General features: G+C 41.7%; 16 protein-coding genes and 1 pseudogene. 13 read left to right on the top strand and 4 right to left on the bottom strand.

The features are described 5' to 3' along the window. The first annotated feature begins 802 nt into the window (after nt 1-802). Nucleotides 803-6,631, top strand: a complete 5,829-nt coding sequence (locus V7L01_RS26735) for an amino acid adenylation domain-containing protein (protein ID WP_442937032.1) — start codon at nt 803-805, stop codon at nt 6,629-6,631. Between the two features lie 618 nt (nt 6,632-7,249). Beyond that, nucleotides 7,250-8,431 carry an aldo/keto reductase gene (locus V7L01_RS26730; RefSeq protein ID WP_335040179.1) on the top strand — a complete coding sequence of 394 codons (1,182 nt, stop codon included), beginning with the start codon at nt 7,250-7,252 and terminating at the stop codon, nt 8,429-8,431. Nucleotides 8,432-8,514: 83 nt separating this feature from the next. On the opposite strand, the gene V7L01_RS26725 is transcribed toward V7L01_RS26730, so the two are convergent. Then, entirely contained in the window at nt 8,515-9,843 is a 1,329-nt protein-coding gene (locus V7L01_RS26725; protein ID WP_335040177.1) for a hemolysin family protein, read from the bottom strand. A gap of 240 nt (nt 9,844-10,083) precedes the next feature. On the opposite strand from V7L01_RS26725, the gene mfd reads away from it, so the two are divergent. From mfd to V7L01_RS26670, 11 genes and pseudogenes are all read left to right on the top strand, one after another. Further along, nucleotides 10,084-13,653 carry a transcription-repair coupling factor gene (gene mfd / locus V7L01_RS26720; RefSeq protein ID WP_335040175.1) on the top strand — a complete coding sequence of 1,190 codons (3,570 nt, stop codon included), beginning with the start codon at nt 10,084-10,086 and terminating at the stop codon, nt 13,651-13,653. Between the two features lie 35 nt (nt 13,654-13,688). Beyond that, nucleotides 13,689-13,820 carry a hypothetical protein gene (locus V7L01_RS26715; RefSeq protein ID WP_335040172.1) on the top strand — a complete coding sequence of 44 codons (132 nt, stop codon included), beginning with the start codon at nt 13,689-13,691 and terminating at the stop codon, nt 13,818-13,820. A gap of 52 nt (nt 13,821-13,872) precedes the next feature. After that, nucleotides 13,873-14,085, top strand: a complete 213-nt coding sequence (locus V7L01_RS26710) for a hypothetical protein (protein WP_335040170.1) — start codon at nt 13,873-13,875, stop codon at nt 14,083-14,085. Beyond that, on the top strand, nt 14,082-14,393 hold the full coding sequence (locus V7L01_RS26705; RefSeq protein ID WP_335040168.1) for a type II toxin-antitoxin system RelE family toxin: 312 nt from the start codon (nt 14,082-14,084) through the stop codon (nt 14,391-14,393). Before V7L01_RS26710 ends, V7L01_RS26705 begins: the two co-directional genes overlap by 4 nt. A 35-nt stretch (nt 14,394-14,428) precedes the next feature. Beyond that, entirely contained in the window at nt 14,429-14,692 is a 264-nt protein-coding gene (locus tag V7L01_RS26700; protein WP_335040166.1) for a hypothetical protein, read from the top strand. Next, nucleotides 14,676-15,014 (top strand): type II toxin-antitoxin system RelE/ParE family toxin, encoded by a 339-nt coding sequence (locus V7L01_RS26695; protein WP_335040163.1) that lies wholly within the window; start codon nt 14,676-14,678, stop codon nt 15,012-15,014. Before V7L01_RS26700 ends, V7L01_RS26695 begins: the two co-directional genes overlap by 17 nt. A gap of 11 nt (nt 15,015-15,025) precedes the next feature. Continuing rightward, nucleotides 15,026-15,346: pseudogene (locus tag V7L01_RS26690) on the top strand (TRCF domain-containing protein); the annotation flags it as partial. Between the two features lie 56 nt (nt 15,347-15,402). Next, entirely contained in the window at nt 15,403-15,600 is a 198-nt protein-coding gene (locus V7L01_RS35510) for a hypothetical protein (protein ID WP_442937024.1), read from the top strand. 331 nt (nt 15,601-15,931) lie between these two features. After that, nucleotides 15,932-17,458, top strand: coding sequence for a DUF3696 domain-containing protein (locus V7L01_RS26680; RefSeq protein WP_335040161.1), 1,527 nt, complete (start codon nt 15,932-15,934; stop codon nt 17,456-17,458). Between the two features lie 9 nt (nt 17,459-17,467). Then, on the top strand, nt 17,468-18,355 hold the full coding sequence (locus V7L01_RS26675) for a hypothetical protein (protein ID WP_335040159.1): 888 nt from the start codon (nt 17,468-17,470) through the stop codon (nt 18,353-18,355). Nucleotides 18,356-18,864: 509 nt separating this feature from the next. Beyond that, complete coding sequence (locus V7L01_RS26670) at nt 18,865-19,551, top strand: HAD family hydrolase (RefSeq protein ID WP_335040156.1); 687 nt, start codon at nt 18,865-18,867, stop codon at nt 19,549-19,551. A 942-nt stretch (nt 19,552-20,493) separates the two neighbouring features. On the opposite strand, the gene V7L01_RS26665 is transcribed toward V7L01_RS26670, so the two are convergent. The 3 genes from V7L01_RS26665 to V7L01_RS26655 form a co-directional block, all read right to left on the bottom strand. After that, the gene (locus V7L01_RS26665) at nt 20,494-20,703 is read right to left on the bottom strand and encodes an antibiotic biosynthesis monooxygenase family protein (RefSeq protein ID WP_335040154.1); all 210 of its coding nucleotides are present in this window, start codon (nt 20,701-20,703) and stop codon (nt 20,494-20,496) included. 343 nt (nt 20,704-21,046) lie between these two features. After that, entirely contained in the window at nt 21,047-21,478 is a 432-nt protein-coding gene (locus V7L01_RS26660; protein ID WP_335040152.1) for an NUDIX hydrolase, read from the bottom strand. An 8-nt stretch (nt 21,479-21,486) separates the two neighbouring features. Next, on the bottom strand, nt 21,487-21,939 hold the full coding sequence (locus V7L01_RS26655; RefSeq protein WP_335040150.1) for a DUF3531 family protein: 453 nt from the start codon (nt 21,937-21,939) through the stop codon (nt 21,487-21,489). Nucleotides 21,940-21,995: the final 56 nt, after the last annotated feature.

Raw genomic sequence — 21,995 nt, 5'->3', positions numbered from 1 at the left:
TACTGAGTCAGGGTAACGCTTTCTTAAGAAACTGCATTTGTCTGAAGTTGCAGACCTGACTTGAAAGTACTAAGAAGCCAGTGTGTTACGGAGGTTTCCTCCATTATCGCAACTGGTACCGATCCCCAATGCCCAGGCCCTCTTCATGTGTACTAGTGTATGCAATTCATGACGGTAACTTAATTATTTAAGCAAATCATAATTATAACTTCACACTATTTTTACATATGAAGAAATAGAATGAAGATTCGGTAATAATTATTTTTCTCCTCAGCGAATTTTAAGAAGAAAGGATAGAGTTTTTACAGTATTATATTTTAGTTATCAAGGTAGAGGCTATTTATAAAGTAAATATGAAATCGCGAGTGTTACGCAGCAAGAGGGATTAATTAAAATAGTAATAATAAATATTTTTTTGCCGTAATACATTGAGATTAATGGTGAGATCCGCTATAACGCAACTTACAAAATTAAAATTTACTTTATATATAAATAGTTTCTTTTGTAAAATAAAAATTATATTTGTTCAATTAAGGTAAAATCGCAAGTCAAATGCTTGCCCCTGCCTGTATCTAAACAATGAAACAATGCAATTTTTTGATTTTAATTGGATTTTAAAATTTTAGTTAAAAATAGGATATTGGATAAAGTTGATATATAAAAAATGCAGATAAATAGCCAGAGTTCAGAATGTAAGCAAAATATTCCGTTAGATACCTTAACTCACATAATTGGCACTCAAGTTCTACAGGAATGGAATCATAGCCAAGCAGTTCACGATCTGGATCTGTGTATCCATCAAATGTTTGAGATGCAAGTAGAGCGATCGCCCCAAGCAACTGCTGTAGTATTTGAAAATACACAACTGACCTATCAGCAGTTAAACCAGCGGGCGAATCAGCTAGCACACCACTTACGTAGTTTAGGCGTTGGGCCGGAAGTCCTTGTAGGTATTTGCTTAGAGCGCTCTCTGGAGATGATAGTAGGATTGCTGGGAATTCTCAAAGCTGGAGGTGCTTATGTGCCTTTAGATCCTGCATATCCTTCAGAACGTTTAGCTTTCATCTTGGAAGACACCCAGACACCGGTGTTGTTAACCCAAGAAAAATTGGTCAAGAACCTACCACCGCATCAGGCGCAAGTGGTTTGTCTAGACTTAGGTTGGGAAGCGAACATTGAGAACAGCCAAGAAAATCCTGTCAATGAAACGACACCTGATAACCTTATTTACGTAATCTACACATCAGGCTCTACAGGACAGCCCAAGGGTGTAACGATCGCTCACCGTGGGATTTGCAATCAACTCTGCTGGAAGCAAACAACTTTTGGGTTGACTCAGGCAGACAAAGTTTTACTGACTATTTCTTTTAGCTTCGATCCCTCGGTGTGGCAGATATTCTGGCCATTATGCTTTGGAGGGCAATTGTTCGTAGCTCGCCCTGGCGGGCATCAAGATACTGCCTACCTTGTGAGGGTGATTACTGAGCAGCAAATTACCGTCCTAGCCTTAGTACCTTCCATACTCCGTGTCTTACTGGAAGAGAAAGGAATTGAGAATTGCCGATTCATTAGGCATATTACCTGCGGTGGTGAAGCTTTACCTGGCGAACTCATAGAACGCTTCTTTGCCAAACTTAATTTGGACAATGTTCTGCATAATTGCTATGGCCCGACAGAAGCTTCCATTGATACCACTTTCTGGACTTGCCAGCGTGGCACTAATTATGCGATCGCTCCCATTGGTCGCCCTATTAATAATGCAGAGATTCACATCTTTGATGAAAATTTGCAGCCCGTGCCTATTGGTGAATCAGGTGAATTGCACATTGGCGGGATTGGTCTAGCGCGAGGGTATCTTAACCGTCCAGAATTGACCATAGAAAAGTTCATTTTCAACCCTTTTAGCTCTGAAACAGGGGCACGTCTTTACAAAACTGGGGACTTAGCACGTTACTTGAGCGATGGTAATATCGAGTTTCTTGGTCGGATTGACCACCAAGTAAAAATTCGTGGCTTCCGAATTGAATTAGGAGAAATCGAAGCCATATTAGGGCAACATCCAGCACTGACACAGACTCTAGTCATAGCTAGAGAGGATGTACCTGGGGACAAGCGACTCGTGGCATATGTAGTTGCCAGTCCAGAGCAAATCCCTAGCCAGGTTGAATTGCGTCGCTTTTTAGAAACTCGGCTTCCTGAATACATGGTGCCTAGTTTCTTTGTATTTTTGGACACCCTTCCATTAAATCCCAACGGTAAAATAGACCGCCGCGCCTTGCCTGCACCTGATACATCTGATATTAGGCTCTCAACTTTTGTTCCACCTCAGAATTCGACAGAAGAAGTCTTAGCTGGCATTTGGGCGAAAATTTTGCGTTTGGAACAAGTAGGCATCCACGACAATTTTTTTGAATTGGGAGGTCATTCACTGCTGGCCACTCAAGTGATGTCTCTGGTTCGGCAGGTCTTTCGGATAGAAATACCGTTGCAACTCTTATTTGAGAATCCAACGATCGCTACTTTAGCTCAAGCGATGCCTACGGCAACCCGAAACGGGAACGCTCAAAACCAAACTTCAGAAAACGATCCCCAAAATCAGACTATTCCCCAAATAACCAATAGGGAATCAGTCCCTTTATCCTTTGCCCAGCAGCGAATATGGTTTTTGGAGCAGTTAGAACCCAACAGCCCAGCATATATCGTCTCTAATGCACAGCGCTTAACGGGCAAGTTAAATGTGGGTGTATTGCAACGATCGCTAGATGCGATCGTTGTCCATCACGAGGCACTGCGAACCAACTTTATTAGATCGCCTGATGGTAGCCCCATACAAGTAATTGGCACGCCTCGGCCAGTGGAACTCAAAATCATTAAGGTAACAAAAGAGCAAATAGAATTTCTCCTAAATCAAGAGGTGCAACACCCCTTCAACTTAGAATCTGACTTGATGCTGCGAGCTACTTTGCTCCAAGTAGAGGAAGAGGAGCACATCCTCTTGTTAATGATGCACCACATCGCCTCAGATGGCTGGTCAATCGGCATTCTCTGGCAGCAGTTAACAGCACTTTATGAAGCCTTTTTGAGCAGTAAGCCTTCCCCACTGGCAAAATTACCGATTCAGTATGCAGATTTTGCTGTATGGCAGCAGCAATGGCTATCAGGTGAGGTACTTTCCAAGCAAATTAACTATTGGAAAACCCAGTTAGCAGGTGCTAATACTGTACTGGAATTGCCTACTGACAGACCACGGCCACCAGTGCAAACTTACCAAGGAGCAGCCCAATCTCTGATGCTACCGCAGACTTTGAGTGCATCACTCACAGAACTCTCGCATCAAGAGGGGATCACGCTATTCATGACATTGCTGGCCGCCTTTGGGACAATACTGCACCGCTACACTGGGCAAGAAGATATTCTCATCGGTTCTCCCATTGCCGGCCGTAACCGTTCTGAGATTGAAGGGCTGATTGGATTTTTTATTAACACCGTTGTTTTACGGACTGATTTTGCCGACAACCCTAGTTTTCGTTCAGTGTTAAATCGAGTTCGCCAGATGGCATTAGATGCTTATGCTCATCAAGATATGCCCTTCGAGAAACTGGTAGAAGAACTTCAACCAGAGCGAGATACCAGCCGCAACCCACTGTTTCAAGTGTGGTTTAATATGCTCAACTTCAGGGACATCCAACTGGAACTACCTGGAGTGGCTATAGAACCAGTCTCGATGCTAGAAACAGCTTCCAAATTTGACTTAACCCTGTACGTTACAGAACAAAACCAAGGTATCAAACTTGATTTAGTCTACAACACCGATCTGTTTAGTTCAGAACGGATGATGGAAATGCTTCATCAGTTCCATCACTTGCTGAATCAAATTGTTGCTGCTCCGGAGAGCCAAATTAGTTTATATTCCCTTGTCACACCAGAAGCGCGACCTTTGCTGCCAGAACCACAGGCGGTTTTGCCAGAACCACGGTATGAATTGGCGACAACAATGTTTACCTCTTGGGTAAATCGCACGCCAGAACATTCATCACTCCGTCAAGGATTTCGCACTTGGAACTATGGAGAATTAGGCAAAAGCGCTCAAACCTTAGCACGGGTTATGTTGTCTTACGGAGTGGAGCGGGGAGATGTCGTAGCCGTGTTTGGCACACGAAGCTTTGGGCTGATTGCTAGTATGCTTGGCGTACTCTTGAGTGGCGGTGTGCTACTCACCCTCGATCCGAAACTTCCCAGCGATCGCCAACGGCTCATGCTACAGGAAGCTAAAGCTAAATACATATTATATATTGATGGTCAGCGCCCAGAAGACGAAAATATATGGAAGTCTTTAACTATCATCTGTGTCAACCCAGACACAGGAGAAGCCATAAATTCAATCAAAAAGAGTCCTGAAGCAGTAAACCTGCCTGAAATTGCTGCCGACGATGCAGCTTATATTTTCTTTACTTCCGGCACCACTGGTGTACCGAAAGGGGTTCTGGGGTGTCATAAAGGGATGGCGCATTTCCTGAACTGGCAGCGGCAGACCTTTGAAATTAATCAGCAAGACCGCGTTGCCCAATTAACGGGTCTTTCCTTTGATGTCGTTCTCAGAGATATCTTCTTACCTTTGACTAGTGGTGCAACCCTATGTTTGCCAGAAGAAGAGGATAACCTAGAACCGACTAAAATTCTGCGTTACTTGGAAGATGAACAAATTTCTGTACTCCACACAGTTCCTTCGCTAGCGCAATTATGGTTAGCCAATGTGCCCTCAGGAATCTCATTACGTAACTTACGCTGGTTGTTCTTGGCTGGAGAACCTCTGAAGGAAACACTTGTACTTCGGTGGCGGGATGCTTTTCCAGAATCAGGTGAAATTGTCAATCTCTACGGGCCGACAGAGACAACTTTGGCAAAGTGTTATTACCAAGTACCTGTTGAGTGTACACCAGGAGTACAGCCAGTAGGATTGCCGCTTCCTCAAACCCAAGCACTAGTTTTTACAGCAAATCAGCAACCCTGTGGCATCGGTGAACCGGGTGAGATTGTAATCCGAACTCCATTCCGCAGTTTGGGCTACATCAATGCCCAAGAAGAAAACCGTTCTCGCTTTGTGAAGAACCCTTTTCGGAATGATGAAGAGGATTGGCTTTATTATACAGGCGATCGCGGATGCTATCGTCCAGATGGCTCACTAGAAATTCTTGGTCGCCGAGATCATCAAGTTAAGATCCGAGGGATACGCATTGAGCTAGGGGAAATTGAAACGGTGTTAGCTCAACACCCAGATGTGCTCCAAACTGTAGTCATTGCCCGTGAAGATGTTGCTGGGGATCTACGTTTAGTAGCTTACATTACCCCGAATCCAGACTGGGCATCCACAATTAGTGACATCCGGAGCTTCCTGTTAACAAAGCTCCCACAGTACATGCTCCCTTCAGCTTTCGTCTTGCTGGACACCATGCCCCTAACCCCCAATGGCAAGGTAGACCGCCGTGCCTTACCTGCACCCGACTTATCAAGGCAAGAATCGGAAGCCACCTTTGTTGCTCCCCGCAATGAAGTGGAACGCCAGTTAATACAGATTTGGGAACAAACTTTAGGTGTCCAGCCCATTGGCGTCAAGGATAACTTCTTTGAGCTAGGAGGACACTCCATCTTAGCAGTAAAACTATTTTGGCAAATTGAGAAGACATTCAATAAAAATCTGCCTCTTGCCATTCTCTTCCAGTCAGGGACTGTAGAAGCTCTAGCCAAAAAAATCTGCCAAGAAGATTTAGCAGCAAACAAGGCTGTAGTAAATACCTTAGACAAATCAAAAACTACTTGGTCATCGTTAGTAGAAATTCAACCCAATGGTTCCAAGCCACCTTTTTTCTGTATTCACGGATTGGGTGGAGAAGTCTTGTGTTTCCGGGAATTGGCACTGCTTCTGGGATCGGAACAGCCATTCTACGGACTACAACCACAAGGGCTAAATGGAAAACATCCTTTCCATGCACGGGTTGAAGACATGGCAACCCACTACATTCAAGAAATTCAGACCATTCAGCCCAATGGCCCTTATTTTCTGGGAGGTTATTCTTTTGGCGGTGTAGTTGCTTTTGAGATGGCTCGGCAACTCCAAGAGCAAGGCGAACAAGTTGGTATTTTAGTTATGCTTGATAGTTGTCGTCCAGGTTATAGCTGGCGAGCATCATTTCTCAAGCGAATTTTCTTGCATTTAAATAATATTGTTCGACAAGGGCCTGCCTACCTTTTGCAAAGGATTGTGAGATGGAGTTATTGGCGTAAGTCTCATCTTCAAAATACATATAACCGTTATTTAGAAGAAGCACTAGATTTACCTGAAACTGACAAGCACTTAAAAATTATAGATATTAACACTCAAGCAGTCAGTGAATATATCTTTTCACCTTACCTTGGTCGAGCTATCCTCTTGCGAACAGAGGATCGAAATCGGGACGAAGCTATAGGCACACAATACGATCCTCAATTCGGCTGGGGGGAAATAGTTGCTGGAGGATTAGATATCCATTACGTTCCCGGATCTCACCTTGAGCTACTTAATGAACCGTATGTACAGGTGTTAGCCGAAACATTGAGAAATTGCTTAATCCAAGCGCAGTCTCCAAAGAATTAATCTGACAACCACCTAGCTTTGCAAAAGAAGTCAACCAATTTTTAATTTTTGATTGAAACAAACCAAGAGGGTACGGGGCTTGAAGATTTTAAATTAAGGTATTGGATTTGTTCTAGCCTCAACTCAGCACTGCTGGGTCGTTTTGTCATGTCTTAGCCGAAATACCAATTGCGAGAATAATGGAGAAATGCTTCCTAGCGCTAACTAGGATGAGATAATTATTCTGTGGAACTGGAATACTGGTCGCAGTCCAATAACCAAAAGACCTGACCGATTTAAGAATGTGATGAATTTTGCTAGTGTCACAGATTGAACAGAGGTAAGGGAATTCCAATTAAAAAATATTCCAACCAATAGGTTGTAGGGTGTGTTAACGCGACAGCGTAACGCACCTCTTATCTGTAGGCGGTGCGTTAGGCTTAACGCCCTTCGGATGACGCTCCTTCTACGCGAAGGCAGCCAGTCGCGGCAAATCGAGAAACCCGCCCACAGCGCTGGCTCACCGTAACGCACCTACTGGATAATTTATTTTTTGGAAGTCCTTAATTATTGTGGCACTGTAGGCTTGAATGGCTGTTGTTTTAGATTTTAAGTTGGTAAGTAATCCACAATCTACTGATGCTATATAGACGATTTGGACGCACAGAATTACAGATGCCAGTGTTTTCCTGCGGTGGCATGAGATATCAGTTCAAATGGGAAGATGTTCCCAATAATGAAATTCCTGCTGATAACCAGGCGAATCTGGAAGCGACTATTAGAAGGGCAGTCGAGGTTGGAATTAATCATATTGAAACTGCCCGTGGTTATGGCACTTCCGAGATGCAATTGGGGAGAATATTGCCCAAGTTTCCCCGCGAAAAGTTGATTGTTCAGACCAAAATCAGCCCAAAGGCAGATGCGAAAGAATTCCGCGAAACATTTGAACAATCATTGAAAAATCTCCAACTAGATTATGTTGACCTTTTAGGGTTGCATGGCATCAATCATCCTGAGTCGTTAGATGACAGCATTCGTCCCGGTGGCTGTTTGGAAGTAGCCCAGCAGTTGCAAGCAGAGGGAAAAGTTAGATTTATTGGCTTTTCCACACACGGTTCAACAGATATGATTGTGCAGACAATTAATACCAATCAATTTGATTACGTGAACCTGCACTGGTACTACATTAATCAATGGAATTGGGCGGCAATTGAAGCAGCTAAACGCCACGATATGGGGGTGTTTATCATTAGCCCATCTAATAAAGGAGGTTTGTTGTACGAACCTCCACAAAAATTAGTAAATCTTTGCGCCCCGTTGAGTCCAATGGTGTTTAATGATTTGTTTTGTTTGAGCCATCAAGAAGTGCATACCTTGAGTTTGGGAGCAGCAAAACCAGAAGATTTTGACGAACACCTGAAGACCTTAGAATTAGTAGATCGGGCATCAGAAATTTTGCCGCCAATTTTAGCAAGGTTGGAATCAGAAGCGATCGCTACTTTGGGAGAAGATTGGGAAAAATCCTGGGAAACAAATCTCCCAACCTTCGACGAAACCCCTGGTGAGGTAAATATTCGGGTAATTTTGTGGCTGCGAAATTTAGCGATCGCCTACGATCTGGTAGAGTATGCCAAAATGCGCTACAACTTGCTTGGTAATGGCAGCCACTGGTTTCCTGGTAACAAGGCCGATCGGCTAGACGAATTAGACTTGCGGCAATGTCTCGCCCACAATCCCCACGCCGATAAAATCCCCCAAGTTTTAGCACAAGCCCATCAGATGTTGGCAGGTGAGGCCGTCCAACGTCTATCGAAGACTTGACAAATTGTAGTAATGGGGCATGGGGTAGGGTACATGGGAATAAACAACGATCGATGCCAATGCCCTATTCCCAATGCCCAACACTAATCAGATTTTGCCGTATCCGGTGATTTATTTCCCTTAGGTACGACTAGCACCTTATCAACGCGGTTACCATCCATATCCATCACTTCAATTCGCATACTTTGCCATTCAAAATAATCTGCTGCGGCAGGAATACGTCCTAAATTGGTGATCACAAAACCGCCTAAAGTTTGATAGCTACCGCGTTCGTCAGATTCCCACTCTTCCATACCGAAAAGTTCCAAAAACTCCTCTACAGGTAACATTCCATCCAAAAGCCAGGAACCATCTTCGCGTTGCACAGCTTGTGGTTGATCCTGGCCATCAGTTGAAGGAACATCACCCACAATTTCGCTCATGATGTCGTTGAGAGTGACTAATCCTTGAATCACGCCGTATTCATCGACTACTAGCGCCATATGAGTGATGGTTTGCTTGAACAATTCCAAAACTTTCAAGCCACGGGTGCTTTCTGGTACAAATACGGGCTGTCGCAATCCGACTGTTAAATCTAGCGCTTCCCCTCGGAAACTCCTGGCTAATAAGTCGGTAACTGGGATCACACCCAATACATTGTCAAGTCCCCCCTGACAAACTGGATACCGAGAATAGGCACTATCAACCATCTTTTGGCGATTTTCTTCGGCAGAGTCATCTAAGTCTAGCCAGACAATATCTGGACGGGGTGTCATTAAGTAGCTGACAGGGCGATCGCCTAAACGAAAGACTCGCTCTACCATATCCTGTTCAGCTTCCTCAAAGGTTCCCGCCTCAGTGCCTTGCTCAATTAAGATTTTAATTTCTTCTTCGGTGACTTGCGGCTCGGTAGAAGCTGTAATTCCCAGCACTCGTAAGATCAAATCTGTTGAAGCACTTAAAAGATATACCATTGGCGAAGCGATCGCCGATAAGGCACGCATTGGAATAGCTACAGCCGATGCAATTTTTTCTGGGTTGTTTAATGCCAGACGCTTTGGTACTAATTCGCCAACAATGAGTGACAAATAGGTAATGATCAAAACCACTACTCCAAAAGATATCGGTTCACTATAAGGTGCTAACAAAGGTACAAGTTTTACATAGACTGCCAGTCGGTTGGCAATTGTTGCTCCTCCAAAAGCACCAGTTAGGATACCGATCAGGGAAATACCCACTTGAACAGTTGACAGGAAATGATTTGGAGACTCCGCTAATTTCAATGCTGCCATTGCCTTGGCATCTCCTTGATTGGCAAGCTGTTGTAACCTTACTTTCCGGGCCGAGACAATCGCCATCTCAGACATAGAAAACACGCCATTGGCAATAATTAGCACCAAAATGATTAAAATTTCAAAAGTGATGGAGGACATGTTTAAAATTGCCGCTTATCAGAGCGAACGTAGCTCAATCCCTAGTATCTAGTATTAAAGGTGCTTCGATAAATACTTTGACTATATACAAAGTAGTAGTTATAGTTCTTAAGTTTATTAGTCACTGTGGATTATTCTTCCACTGAAGGAATAAGAAAGCTGTTAACACTTTTAAAATAGTTGACATAAACTGCCTTAAGATTTGCTGACCCACAAAGACTCCCACCGCTAGTAGTACTTATGTCATTTTCTTCTATTGTGCGTGCATTAGGCCGATCGCCGCTCACCACTGAATTTATTTCTAAGCTAAACCGACAACAAGAATTGCGGTTAAATGGACTTCCTCGACTGCCCAAGGGTTTGGTGGCTTCGGCATTGGCACAGTCGCAGAGCAAAAATTTGTTTGTGGTTTGCGCCACTCTGGAAGAAGCTGGACGCGTTTACGCACAACTGGAGGCAATGGGATGGCAAACAGTACATTTTTACCCCACCTCCGAGGCTTCTCCCTACGAACCTTTTGACCCGGAAACTGAGATGAGTTGGGGGCAAATGCAGGTATTGGCAGATTTGCTCAAAAATCAAGAGTCATTAGTCATTAGTCAGTTGTCATCAGAAACAAACCAAGAACAAAGGACAAATGACATAGACGCTTCTGCGGCTTCCCGCAGGGTAGGACAAATGACAAATTTAGCGATTGTGGCGACTCAAGGGGCGCTGCAACCCCACTTACCACCACCAGAAGCTTTTGGGCAATTCTGTCTTACCTTGAAGCGGGGGATGGAATTAGACTTGAATGCCTTCAGTGAGAAAATAACTATTCTGGGATACGAACGAGTACCTCTGGTGGAAACAGAAGGACAGTGGAGCCGACGGGGCGATATTGTTGATGTGTACCCAGTTTCATCTGAGTTTCCAGTCCGGCTGGAATGGTTTGGCGATGAAATCGAGCAAATGCGGGAATTTGACCCTGCAACCCAACGTTCCGCCCTCGATAAAGTTGACCAGTTAATTCTTACCCCCACTAGCTTTGCTCCCATCGTCATGGCGGCACTGAAAAATAGCGATGAGTTCCGAGTGCTGAGTGCTGAGTTAAATTCTGACTCAGAACTTAGCACTGAGAACTCATCACTGGAGGGTAGTCGTCGCTTTTTGGGGTTGGCTTTCGAGCAACCAGCGTCCCTGCTAAACTACTTATCAGAAAACACCCTGATTGCCATTGATGAGCCAGAACAGTGTCATGCTCATAGCGATCGCTGGGTAGAAAATGCCGAGGAACAATGGAGACTGGCGAATAGGGAAGAATTAAACCTCCCGAAAATTCATCGGTCGTTTGATGATTGTCTGGTTGATGTTGCAAAATTTAAAACATTATACTTATCGGAACTGTCAGAGGAAAATAGTGGGATTAATCTTGCCAGCCGTCCTGTTCCAGTCACGCCGCACCAATTTGCTAAACTAGCTGAAACCATCCGCCAAGAACGCGATCGCAATTTCTCGATCTGGCTGCTTTCTGCTCAACCTTCGCGTTCCGTCTCTTTATTGCAAGAACATGATTGTCCGGCTCAGTTTATCCCGAATCCCCGCGACTACCAAGCAATAGATAAGCTGCAAATCAACCATATTCCCATAGCCCTCAAATATTCTGGGCTGGCGGAATTAGAAGGTTTTATCCTGCCTACATACCGAATAGTAATCGTTACAGATCGGGAATTTTTTGGGCAGCATTCCTTAGCGACTCCCGGCTATATCCGCAAGCGCCACAAAGCGACATCTAAACAAGTCGATCCCAATAAGCTGCGTCCGGGCGATTATGTGGTTCACAGAAATCATGGTGTTGGCAAATTTGTCAAGCTAGAAAGTTTGACGATTAATAACGAAACCCGTGATTATTTGGTGGTGCAGTATGCTGACGGGTTACTAAGAGTCGCAGCCGATCAAGTAGGTGCTTTATCCCGGTTCCGCGCCGCAGGTGATAAAGCACCGGAACTCAATCGGATGACCGGTAAAGCTTGGGAAAATACCAAGAATAAAGTCCGCAAAGCGATTAAAAAATTGGCGGTGGACTTGTTGAAACTGTATGCGGCGCGATCGCAACAACAAGGTTTTAGCTTCCCAGGCGATATGCCTTGGCAGGAAGAATTGGAAGATTCTTTCCCCTACCAACCCACAACGGATCAACTCAAAGCTGTACAAGATGTAAAACGCGACATGGAAAGCGATCGCCCAATGGATCGCTTAGTTTGTGGCGATGTCGGTTTCGGTAAGACGGAAGTGGCGATTCGTGCTGTTTTTAAAGCAGTCACCGCCGGTAAACAAGTGGCACTCCTTGCGCCAACGACAATTTTAACACAGCAGCATTACCACACACTCAAAGAACGTTTTGCACCCTACCCGGTAAATGTCGGTTTGCTCAACCGTTTTCGTTCCGCTGAAGAACGCCGCGATATTCAAAAGCGATTGGCAACGGGTGAATTAGATGTAGTAATTGGTACGCACCAACTTTTAGGTAAAGGCGTGACATTCCGGGATTTAGGACTGTTGGTAGTGGATGAAGAACAGCGGTTTGGGGTAAACCAGAAAGAGAAAATTAAAAGCTTGAAAACTCAAGTGGATGTGCTTACCCTTTCTGCAACTCCCATTCCCCGAACTTTGTATATGTCCTTGTCGGGGATTCGGGAAATGAGTTTGATTACCACGCCACCTCCAACCAGACGACCGATTAAAACTCATCTATCACCAATAAATTCCGAAAGTATTCGCACTGCTATTCGTCAAGAATTAGACAGAGGTGGACAGGTATTTTATGTAGTTCCACGAGTGGATGGAATTGAAGAGACAACAGCCAATTTACGAGAAGTGATACCGGGAGCTAGGTTTGCGATCGCTCACGGTCAAATGGATGAAAGCGAGTTAGAATCAACCATGCTCACCTTCAGCAATGGCGATGCAGATATCCTTGTTTGTACGACAATTATTGAATCTGGCTTAGATATTCCGCGAGTCAACACCATTTTGATTGAAGATGCTCACCGCTTTGGTTTGGCACAACTGTATCAATTACGCGGTCGTGTGGGACGTGCAGGTATCCAAGCTCATGCTTGGTTATTTTATCCGAAGCAACGGGCATTATCTGACGCAGCACGGCAACGATTACGAGCTATTCAAGAATTTACTCAGCTAGGTTCTGGCTATCAGCTAGCGATGCGCGACATGGAAATCAGAGGCGTGGGTAACTTGCTAGGTGCAGAACAATCCGGTCAAATGGATGCCATCGGTTTTGATTTATACATGGAAATGCTGGAAGAAGCAATTCGGGAAATCCGAGGACAAGAAATTCCGAAAGTGGAGGATACCCAGATTGACCTCAACCTGACGGCGTTTATCCCAGCAGATTATATTACCGATTTGGATCAAAAGATGAGTGCATACCGGGCGGTGGCCACAGCTAAATCTAAATCAGAATTAAAACAGATTGCAGCTGAGTGGAGCGATCGCTATGGTAGTTTACCAGTCCCTGCAAATCAACTTTTGCGAGTCATGGAACTCAAACAGCTAGCGAAAAAACTTGGATTTAGCCGGATTAAACCAGAACAAAAGCAGCACGTCGTGTTAGAAACACCGATGGAGGAACCCGCTTGGAATTTATTGGCGGCAAATTTACCAGACAATCTCAAAACACGCTTTGTGTATTCTCCTGGTAAAGTGACTGTGCGCGGGTTAGGAGTTTTTAAAGCAGATCAACAATTGCAGAATTTGATTGATGCTTTCGGGAGAATGCAAGGTGCGATTCCAGAGGCGGTTGGTGTTTAATTGGGATAAAAAGATTAGTCATCAAGTGGAAACCTATGCCAGACTTACTTAGAAGAATTATAGTTAAGCCCAAACAATGTGGCGATCGCCCATGTAGCATTTTCTGGCTGTTCGCTGGTTGTCGGGTATTAAAAGCACTGGCATTTCAGACGAGTGATTTAGAGTAAAATAAGGTGTTCAAAGTCTAGACAGTGACGAGCAGTTAAAAAAAGTAGAAACATGGAAACTACAACTAAAAGGCAAGCGTTAATCAAGGCTATTAATGAACAATTAGAACTGGCTTATGACGATACCTTACAAGAGATTTTAGCACTGTTAAAAATCCGCAAACAAGAAGACGAGTCTGACGAAAGAGACTTTGAAGAGGGATTAAAAGATATCGGAGAAAATGGCACTCTAACTTGGTCAGAACATCAGCAAAAAACTGCATGAGCTACCGAGTAGAAATTTCCAAAAGTGCATCTAAACAACTCAAAAAGTTACCCGTAGATATTCAGGAAAGGTTAGAAAGCAAAATTCAACAATTAGCTCTTGAACCTCGCCCTGATGGTGTCGGCAAATTAAAAAATGGTGAAAATCGTTATCGCATCAGAGTAGGCGATTATCGGATTTTGTATCATATTTACGATGATGTCTTAGTAGTAACCGTTGTCAGAGTAGGGCATCGTAGAGAAGTTTATAAAGATGATTTACGCTTGAGCAGGCAAGAATTCCAGACCCAGCCCTTTGAGTCTAGTTAGTAAAATTAAAGAAAATACCAACCCAACTTTAACTCATGATAAAAACTATCGAAGGCATTTATCAGGATGGACAAATTCACCTTACCCAGCTACCGCAAGATATTAGCGATCGCTCTCAAGTTCTCGTCACCTTTCTAGACCCTGGCAAAATCGACCCCACGAAATTACGCCAACTGATCGATCAGTTGGAGACAATTGCAGGTATTGGACAAGGTTTTGAGGAACTCAACGCTGGTCAAACTCGCCCCATTGGGGATTTCGTTCAAGAAATGCAGCAAAAGTATGGCATTTCAGGTTGAGATTACCCCAATCGCCGAAGCTCAGATTGAGCAAGCTTATCGCTGGTATCGAGAGCGGAATCCTGAATTTGCCGATCGTTGGTTTCGAGGATTGATGAATGCTATTGCTACCCTACAAGAGAAGCCCCAACGTTGTGCTTTAGCAGTCGAAAATGAAATTTTTCCAGAAGAAGTACGTCAACTTCTTTATGGGAAAGCCAAAAATGTATACCGAGTACTTTTTACGATTCGAGGTACTACAGTTAATGTATTGTATGTGCGCCATAGTGGCCAAGCACCACTGACAGTAGACGATCTAGAGGAGTTAGAAGGTGGAGTTTAGCATTTCAAGGCGATCGCTATAGTACTTTACCAGTCTCTGCAAATCAACTTTTGCGAGTCATGGAACTCAAACAGCTAGCGAAAAAACTCGGATTTAGCCGCATTAAGCCAGAACAAAAGCAGCACGTCGTTTTAGAAACACCAATGGAAGAACCCGCTTGGAATTTGTTGGCGGCGAATTTACCAGACAATCTCAAGACCCGCTTTGTGTATTCTCCAGGTAAAGTGACGGTGCGTGGGTTAGGAGTTTTTAAAGCAGATCAACAATTACAGAATTTGATTGATGCTTTTGGGAGAATGCAAGGTGCGATTCCAGAGGCAGCTAGTGTTTGATAAATTTTGCTCAAGTTTCTATCAATTAAGAACCAAACCTACAGAGGATAACCAGAGTGAGTATTAATCTTGATTTGCCACCAGAGCTAGAAAACGAGCTTTTTACTGAAGCTTCTCGGCTTAACCTTCCTCTTTCTGAATACATTCTTCGGATTCTTTCTGTGAGACAGGTTTTAGCAAATCCTCCCAAGACAGGAGCCGAACTTGTTGCTTACAGCACTTCCGACAGCTATCAGGTACATCCTCAAATCTGAAAGCTTTGATGGGAGAGGGCAAGGAAAAAAACTGTATTGCATAATAGCCGGAAGTGCTGTATTGGCAGAGCGAAGGTGTGATCAACTCACAACCTGATATTACAGATAGTCAAGCATACGCTCGCAAGTTACGCTATCAGGCCCAAACCCGTGAGCGAGAATAGGTAAAGTTGATGTATTTGCTAGATACTGACTCTATTTCGCAGTATAATTTTGCAGAAAGTACAGCACTATAGAGAAGATTCTATAGTTTATTATAATTAAACTAAAAATATTCATCTTCCAGAAGTATACTTGATTGAGTAACAGAGTGACTTGAAGGCAAAAATATATGTTGGAAAACATTTCTTTAAAAAACTTCAAGGGATTCAAAGAATTAGAAAATTTAAACTTTAAACCAATCACTATATTATGTGGAACTAATAGCTGTGGTAAAAGTTCAATTTTGCAAAGTGTACTTCTGCTAAAACAAACTCTTGAAAGTCAAGCTCCAAATCAAATTCTTTTACTAAATGGAAGATTTGTACATTTAGGCTCATTTGAAAACATAGTTTTTGAGAAAAACTTAGACAACAAATTATGCTTTGAGCTTAACTTTCAGCTTACTAAAGAGGATCAGAGATCAGCCTCTAGGGTAAATGCCATGCCATTGAGATATTTACTGGGGGATCTTTTTCCTAAACGATTACTCCCTCAGCCTCACGACATTCTTGTGTATGTGAAGGTTGTGTTGAGAGCGCCTAAACCTAGAAGCAAGAATAAAAATCATATTAAAACGATAATCGTTGAAGAATTCCAGTTTAATCTTGAGGCAGTAGGTTCAGATAAACAGAAGATACCAGGTGCTTCAATTGATGTGCAACTTGGCGACAATGATTTATACACAATTATTTGGAAAAATTTAAAAAATAGAATTTCTCGAGAAGAATCAAATAATGAAGGTGGATCTGTGTCTGCAAAGATAAAATTCACTAGTCTATTTTCAATCGGGCCAATCTCGATTGAAGCTGATTCTGAGAAAATTGCTAACTTTTCAGATGTTTCGTTTTCAATTTATAGAATAAACAACTTGCTTCAAACGATTCTTTCTTCATATAGCTACATAGGCCCTCTAAGAGAAGAACCATCTAGAAGATATATATATGAAGATGAAATTACAGAAATCGGCGTGAAAGGTGAGAATGCAGCATATATTTATTTAATTGATCAAGATAAAACTGTTTCTAATCACTATTTCTATGATCAAAAAGCTAACTCATTCAAGCCTAAAAAGGAATTAACTTTATCTGCTGCCGTACAAGAGTGGCTTGATTTGATGAATATAAAAGGGCTGAAATCTGAGCTTATAAATGAAATTGTCTATTTAAATCTTAATTCAAGCTGTGCTTCTAAAACTCGTGTTAGCATTGCTGATGTTGGTTTTGGAGTAAGTCAAATATTTCCCATTATTCTAGAAGGTTTGAGGATGCCACATCGAAATACTCTCCTGCTTGAACAACCAGAAATTCATTTACATCCAAATCTTCAGATGCAGTTGGCTGATTATTTTATTGCATTAGCTAAATCTGGGAAGAAAGTGATAGTAGAGACTCACAGCGATCATATTATAAATAGATTAGTCAGAAGAATTGTAGAGGATGAAACAGGCGTATTAAAAGCACTAATTGGTATATATTTTATTAGTGCAACTGATTCTGGTTCTGTCTGTGAAGAAATCTGTATTGATGAAAACTTTGGAGTTATTAATTGGCCTGTAGACTTCTTTGATCAAGCTGCATTAGAACAGGAAAATATTTTAAAAGCAGGGCTAAGGAAGCGACAATTGTCTAGAAGTAATAGTAGTAAAGGTGAAAAATAGGGAAAAGTTGTGAAAACTGTTTTTGATCCTGGAATTATGTTTGTATCTGAATCTGACTGGCATGATGCAGAAAAAAGAGATGATTTTTTACAGCATTTATTAGAAAACTTAGATTATATTAATGATTATCAAATAACAAAAATATATTGGACAGACGAGCTAGAAAAGCTCCTTTGGGATTCTCCACAATTACCACCTTGGCGGCTAAATAGAGATTGGAACCTGCGAATAGTTCAAGTTATATATAGAGCTTTTAACAACACTAAAGAGTGTATACATAACTCTAAAAACCTAACTTCTTGCTTGGTTCAACCTTCTCTAGACTGTAGCGAAATTGGAGACTTAACCTTACTTGCTTTTCTAGAGCTGATGCACATAGTAATTGATAGAAGGGAAAAAATATATTTATGTTTAGGTGCTAATAGAATCAAAAGAGGTTATTTTTTTTCATGTGAGTGCCACTCTTTTGAAATAGCTCCTTTGGTTATCGCCAAACCAACTGAATGGCTTAATCATATTAATTTGGTATCAGACTATTGGCCTGACAGTTTAGATGAAATCGAAAAGTTTAAAACGGCATTAAACATTATGTTTAAAAAGTTAAACAGCAAACCAATTTACGAATATGAGTTTTCAAATGCTTTCTTAAAAGATATTGTTAAAACTAAAACTTATAGAGAGCAAATTATTGAATATGCGGCAAAGAGGTTAACATTAAATCAGCAAGAAGCAGCTAAAGATTCATATCTAAAAGATGAATATTTAGCACAAACTAAAGAACATCGTTTCAGGGTTACTCAACGACCATCCTCAACAAGAATTCACTATAAATATGTTAACAAGAAGTTCAGATTTTTAAGATATTACGGTGAAGGTGAACATGATAATGGTCTGTAAAGTCTTCTCTAGTAAATCCCTTTAAATAGGATTTCACAGATGATTTGTGTTAATTAGAGTTTAAATACTGAGCTAGAATTATTTAACATTTCAGGTTGAGATTACTGCTCTGATTCATCTAGTAACTTGCTTGGTTCACCGGGGTAGAAATCATAGTCCACAATCTCTACCAAACTGTAAGGACACTCTACCGGAAAAGTCCGCTTGGGCAAATCTGTTTCTCCAACAGCCTTATGTTTCTACCAATTAGCATAGCTCTTGTCGGTTCATTCCAAAGCAAAGCAACTGATTTTATCAAACTATATCCTTTTGATAGCACTCTTTTATAACTAGCGATCGCTAAAGGACTAGTGAAGTTGCTGCCGCTGCTCCCTTCAACCTCACTTATAAACTGGGAGTTGGTTCCACATTTACAGTAGTTCTGTCATTGGAAGTAACAACCAAGGTAGAGGTTATGGCAACAATTTTTCAGTAGCGTAGAGGTACTAAAGTAACCGAGAGATTTCTCAATGGCATATAAAGGCGTAATTTTGGATGTAGATGGGACGCTTGTTATTAGTAATGATGCCCATGCTCAAGCTTGGGTAGAAGCATTTGCTACCTTTGGCTATGAGGTAAAGTTCGAGCAAGTCCGACCGCTGATTGGCATGGGAGGCGACCAGATTATTCCTAAGTTCGCACCAGGACTTTCCGATGGACAAGGAAAGGGTAAGGAAATTGCTGACAAACGCAAAGAACTGATCGTTAACAAGTTTGCAACAAATCTGGCTCCTGCCAATGGTACGCGGCAGCTAATATTGAAGATGCTATCTGTTGGGTTGCGTCTAATCATCGCCACTTCAGCAACCAGTGAAGAACTATCAGTATTGTTGAAAGCTGCACAAGTTGATGACCTCCTGAGTCAGGATGAGGCGACAACATCTAATGATGCCGAAGCTTCCAAACCAGACCCAGATATTGTCGAAGCTGCTTTGAGCAAGTTGAATATGCAAGCATCCTCTGTTGTAATGCTGGGAGATACTCCTTACGATATTGAGTCTGCAAATAAAGCTGGTGTTGGCACGATCGCGCTTCGTTGTGGTGGTTTTGATGATAGTCAATTAAAAGATGCGATCGCCATTTACGACGATCCATCTGACTTGTTAACACACTATGACAGTTCACCTCTAACAGCTAAAGCAATATCCAGGACATAATCATTTCAAAAATGGTCAAGTAAAAAACTCATTTCTACTTGACCTTGAATCAATCTGCAATAGGTAATCTTCGAGCAATCTAATTGTCCTCCAAATAAGACTGCTCTGACCATCGACTCAACTCTCAACCAACTTCCCAGTACAAGTTGGATTGAGAGTTACGCTTATTTAATTATCAGAAAAGCCACAGAAATGAGCGTGCATACAAAAGCAAAAATAATTGCATGTTCAACTTTACTACTAATAATATTTATGGCAATTGCTATACAAAATATAAAAACAAATACTAATATCTTTAAAAGATTTTCTGATTGCCAATCAATTAGTGGATCGTCTAGAGATGTTGCCATTGATTGGATTAATAACTGTTGAATTTGTATATTCATTTACAGCTAAGAATTTCAAGTTTTTGTTAGTTAATTATATATAATAATTAGCTTGTGGCTTGCTCTCAAGTCTTCTATCGTTAGGCATATTAGAAGGTAGAATTACGGAGTCTAGATTGAAATATAACCTTTGATAGATTTATCCTGATTTGAGCAAATTTAACAAAAACTTGATACTTAATATTTTACAGCTTTTCAAACAGCTAGACATTGATTAGACAGAACAGAAGCGAATGCAGATTACACTGTTAAGGCAATTGTTCAGAATTTGCTTCCATCAATAAGGCTTTTATAATAGTCTATGAATAGTGAGTTTAATAATCAAACGCAATTAGCAATAATTAAATTTCATAAATCCAAAGGCTAAGAGCAAAATGCCACACTTGAAAAACGCTAAACCTTTATTTAAGTGACTTTTGAGGCTTGAGGGCAGGAGAAATTGGTTAAGAATTTGATTTGAAATCAAGAAACGCAAGCGGCTAGCTTCTCCCCAATAAAGAGCCAAGAGCAAAGGTTTCACGTTTTCAAGCGTGCCATTCGTTCGATTATATTGAACTTAATATTGCACTTCAACTTTGTAGAGGGCGGGGTTGGCTTCAACTGGCAATTGTTGCTCAAAAATTTCTTGTTGAGCTAAACGTTTAGAAAATGCTGCTTGCCAAGCTTCTTGAGTAGACCACTTTGCAATGTTAATAAATTGAAACCGAGAAGTTGGGTCAAGACTACGGTGTAGCTTAGTTTCAATAAACCCAGGCTCATTTTTCATGAGTTGGGCAGTTTGATGCTATTTACTAAGAAACTCATCTTCCAAACCTTGAGGAACAGCAAAAACATTGATTAGCACTACAGATGAATCCGAATCCATAAAGGTTTTTCCTAGAATCTGTTCTGCTAGACAATAGCATTGCACAATAATTGAGTAATGTACCCATAGTCGGATTGTGATTGACGCAGAGTGCCGCTCAATACTACTCGGATAAGCGTTTTTGCTCCCCTGCTCCTCTTGCTCAAGAACAGCTTACCTGTTAGTCTCAACCGTTATATTGTGTCTTTGCTGAGTGCGGTAGCATAATTAACAGCAAAGTAATCTTAGGAAATTTCCAGATATCTTATAAATATTTAAAAAACTCTTCAGGTACTAATCTTAATTCCCCAGATTTAAAGCGAGAGATATCTATCCATAACGCTCTATGTTTATGATGTTGTGATTCTGAAAAAACTAAACTTTCCAGTTGATAAAATTTTGAATCAACAAAGTCACATTGATAAAGCTGAATAATTTCATGACCTTGCCTACCATTAAATGTAAATAGGTTCTCTATACAACCTAAATATTTAATATTCGTTAAGTCTGCCTGAATTTCCTCTTGAAACTCCCGTTCTAAGGCGGCGCGGCTGGTTTCGCCAAATTCAACACCACCGCCCAAAGACCGATAAAATGTTTCTTGCTTTACAGGATCGTAGCCTTCAGAAAGAAATATGCGTTCGCCATTCCGAATTAACCCTAAGGCTATTACCCGAATTTCCCCTGCTTTATTCATTTTTGTAACTAATTATCGTAAATAGATTGAGGACGACTTTCGCTACCCTCAATAGGCCAATCTGGATTTTCGCCACCGATGTACAATTCTTCAATGGTCACATATTCCTGACTTAGCTGGCTGAGGGCGTTGATTAAAATATCTAGAGCGATCGCATCACTGGTTCCTAAGTCAAACCAACAACGCCCCCACTGACCCTCATATTCAAACTCACCAATGTTGTGCATCAGTGCTAGTAAGCTTTTGTCATAGCCTTGCTCATCATAATTCATGTAGCTGATATCGAGTCCGGTGTCCTGCACCTGAAGATTTTCTGCATTAAATGCACCCAATTTACCCAGATAAAACCAGGAATTGAAAACTTCTTCTACATACTGCTTTTCACGTGTAGAAGGATTTGTGCTGAATTTCAGCCAAATCCACACATCGAAAGGATTAATTTCGCGGAACTGAATCTCCATTTTGGTCTAATATCTCAATTAACTCTTCTGCAAATAAGCATATCAAAGTGGGGAGT

Origin of the sequence: Nostoc sp., assembly GCF_036917095.1 — a bacterium.
In the GTDB taxonomy this organism is placed as follows: domain Bacteria; phylum Cyanobacteriota; class Cyanobacteriia; order Cyanobacteriales; family Nostocaceae; genus Nostoc.
The sequence above is the reverse complement of the archived record's forward strand: the minus strand, read 5'-3'. Positions and strand labels throughout refer to the sequence as shown.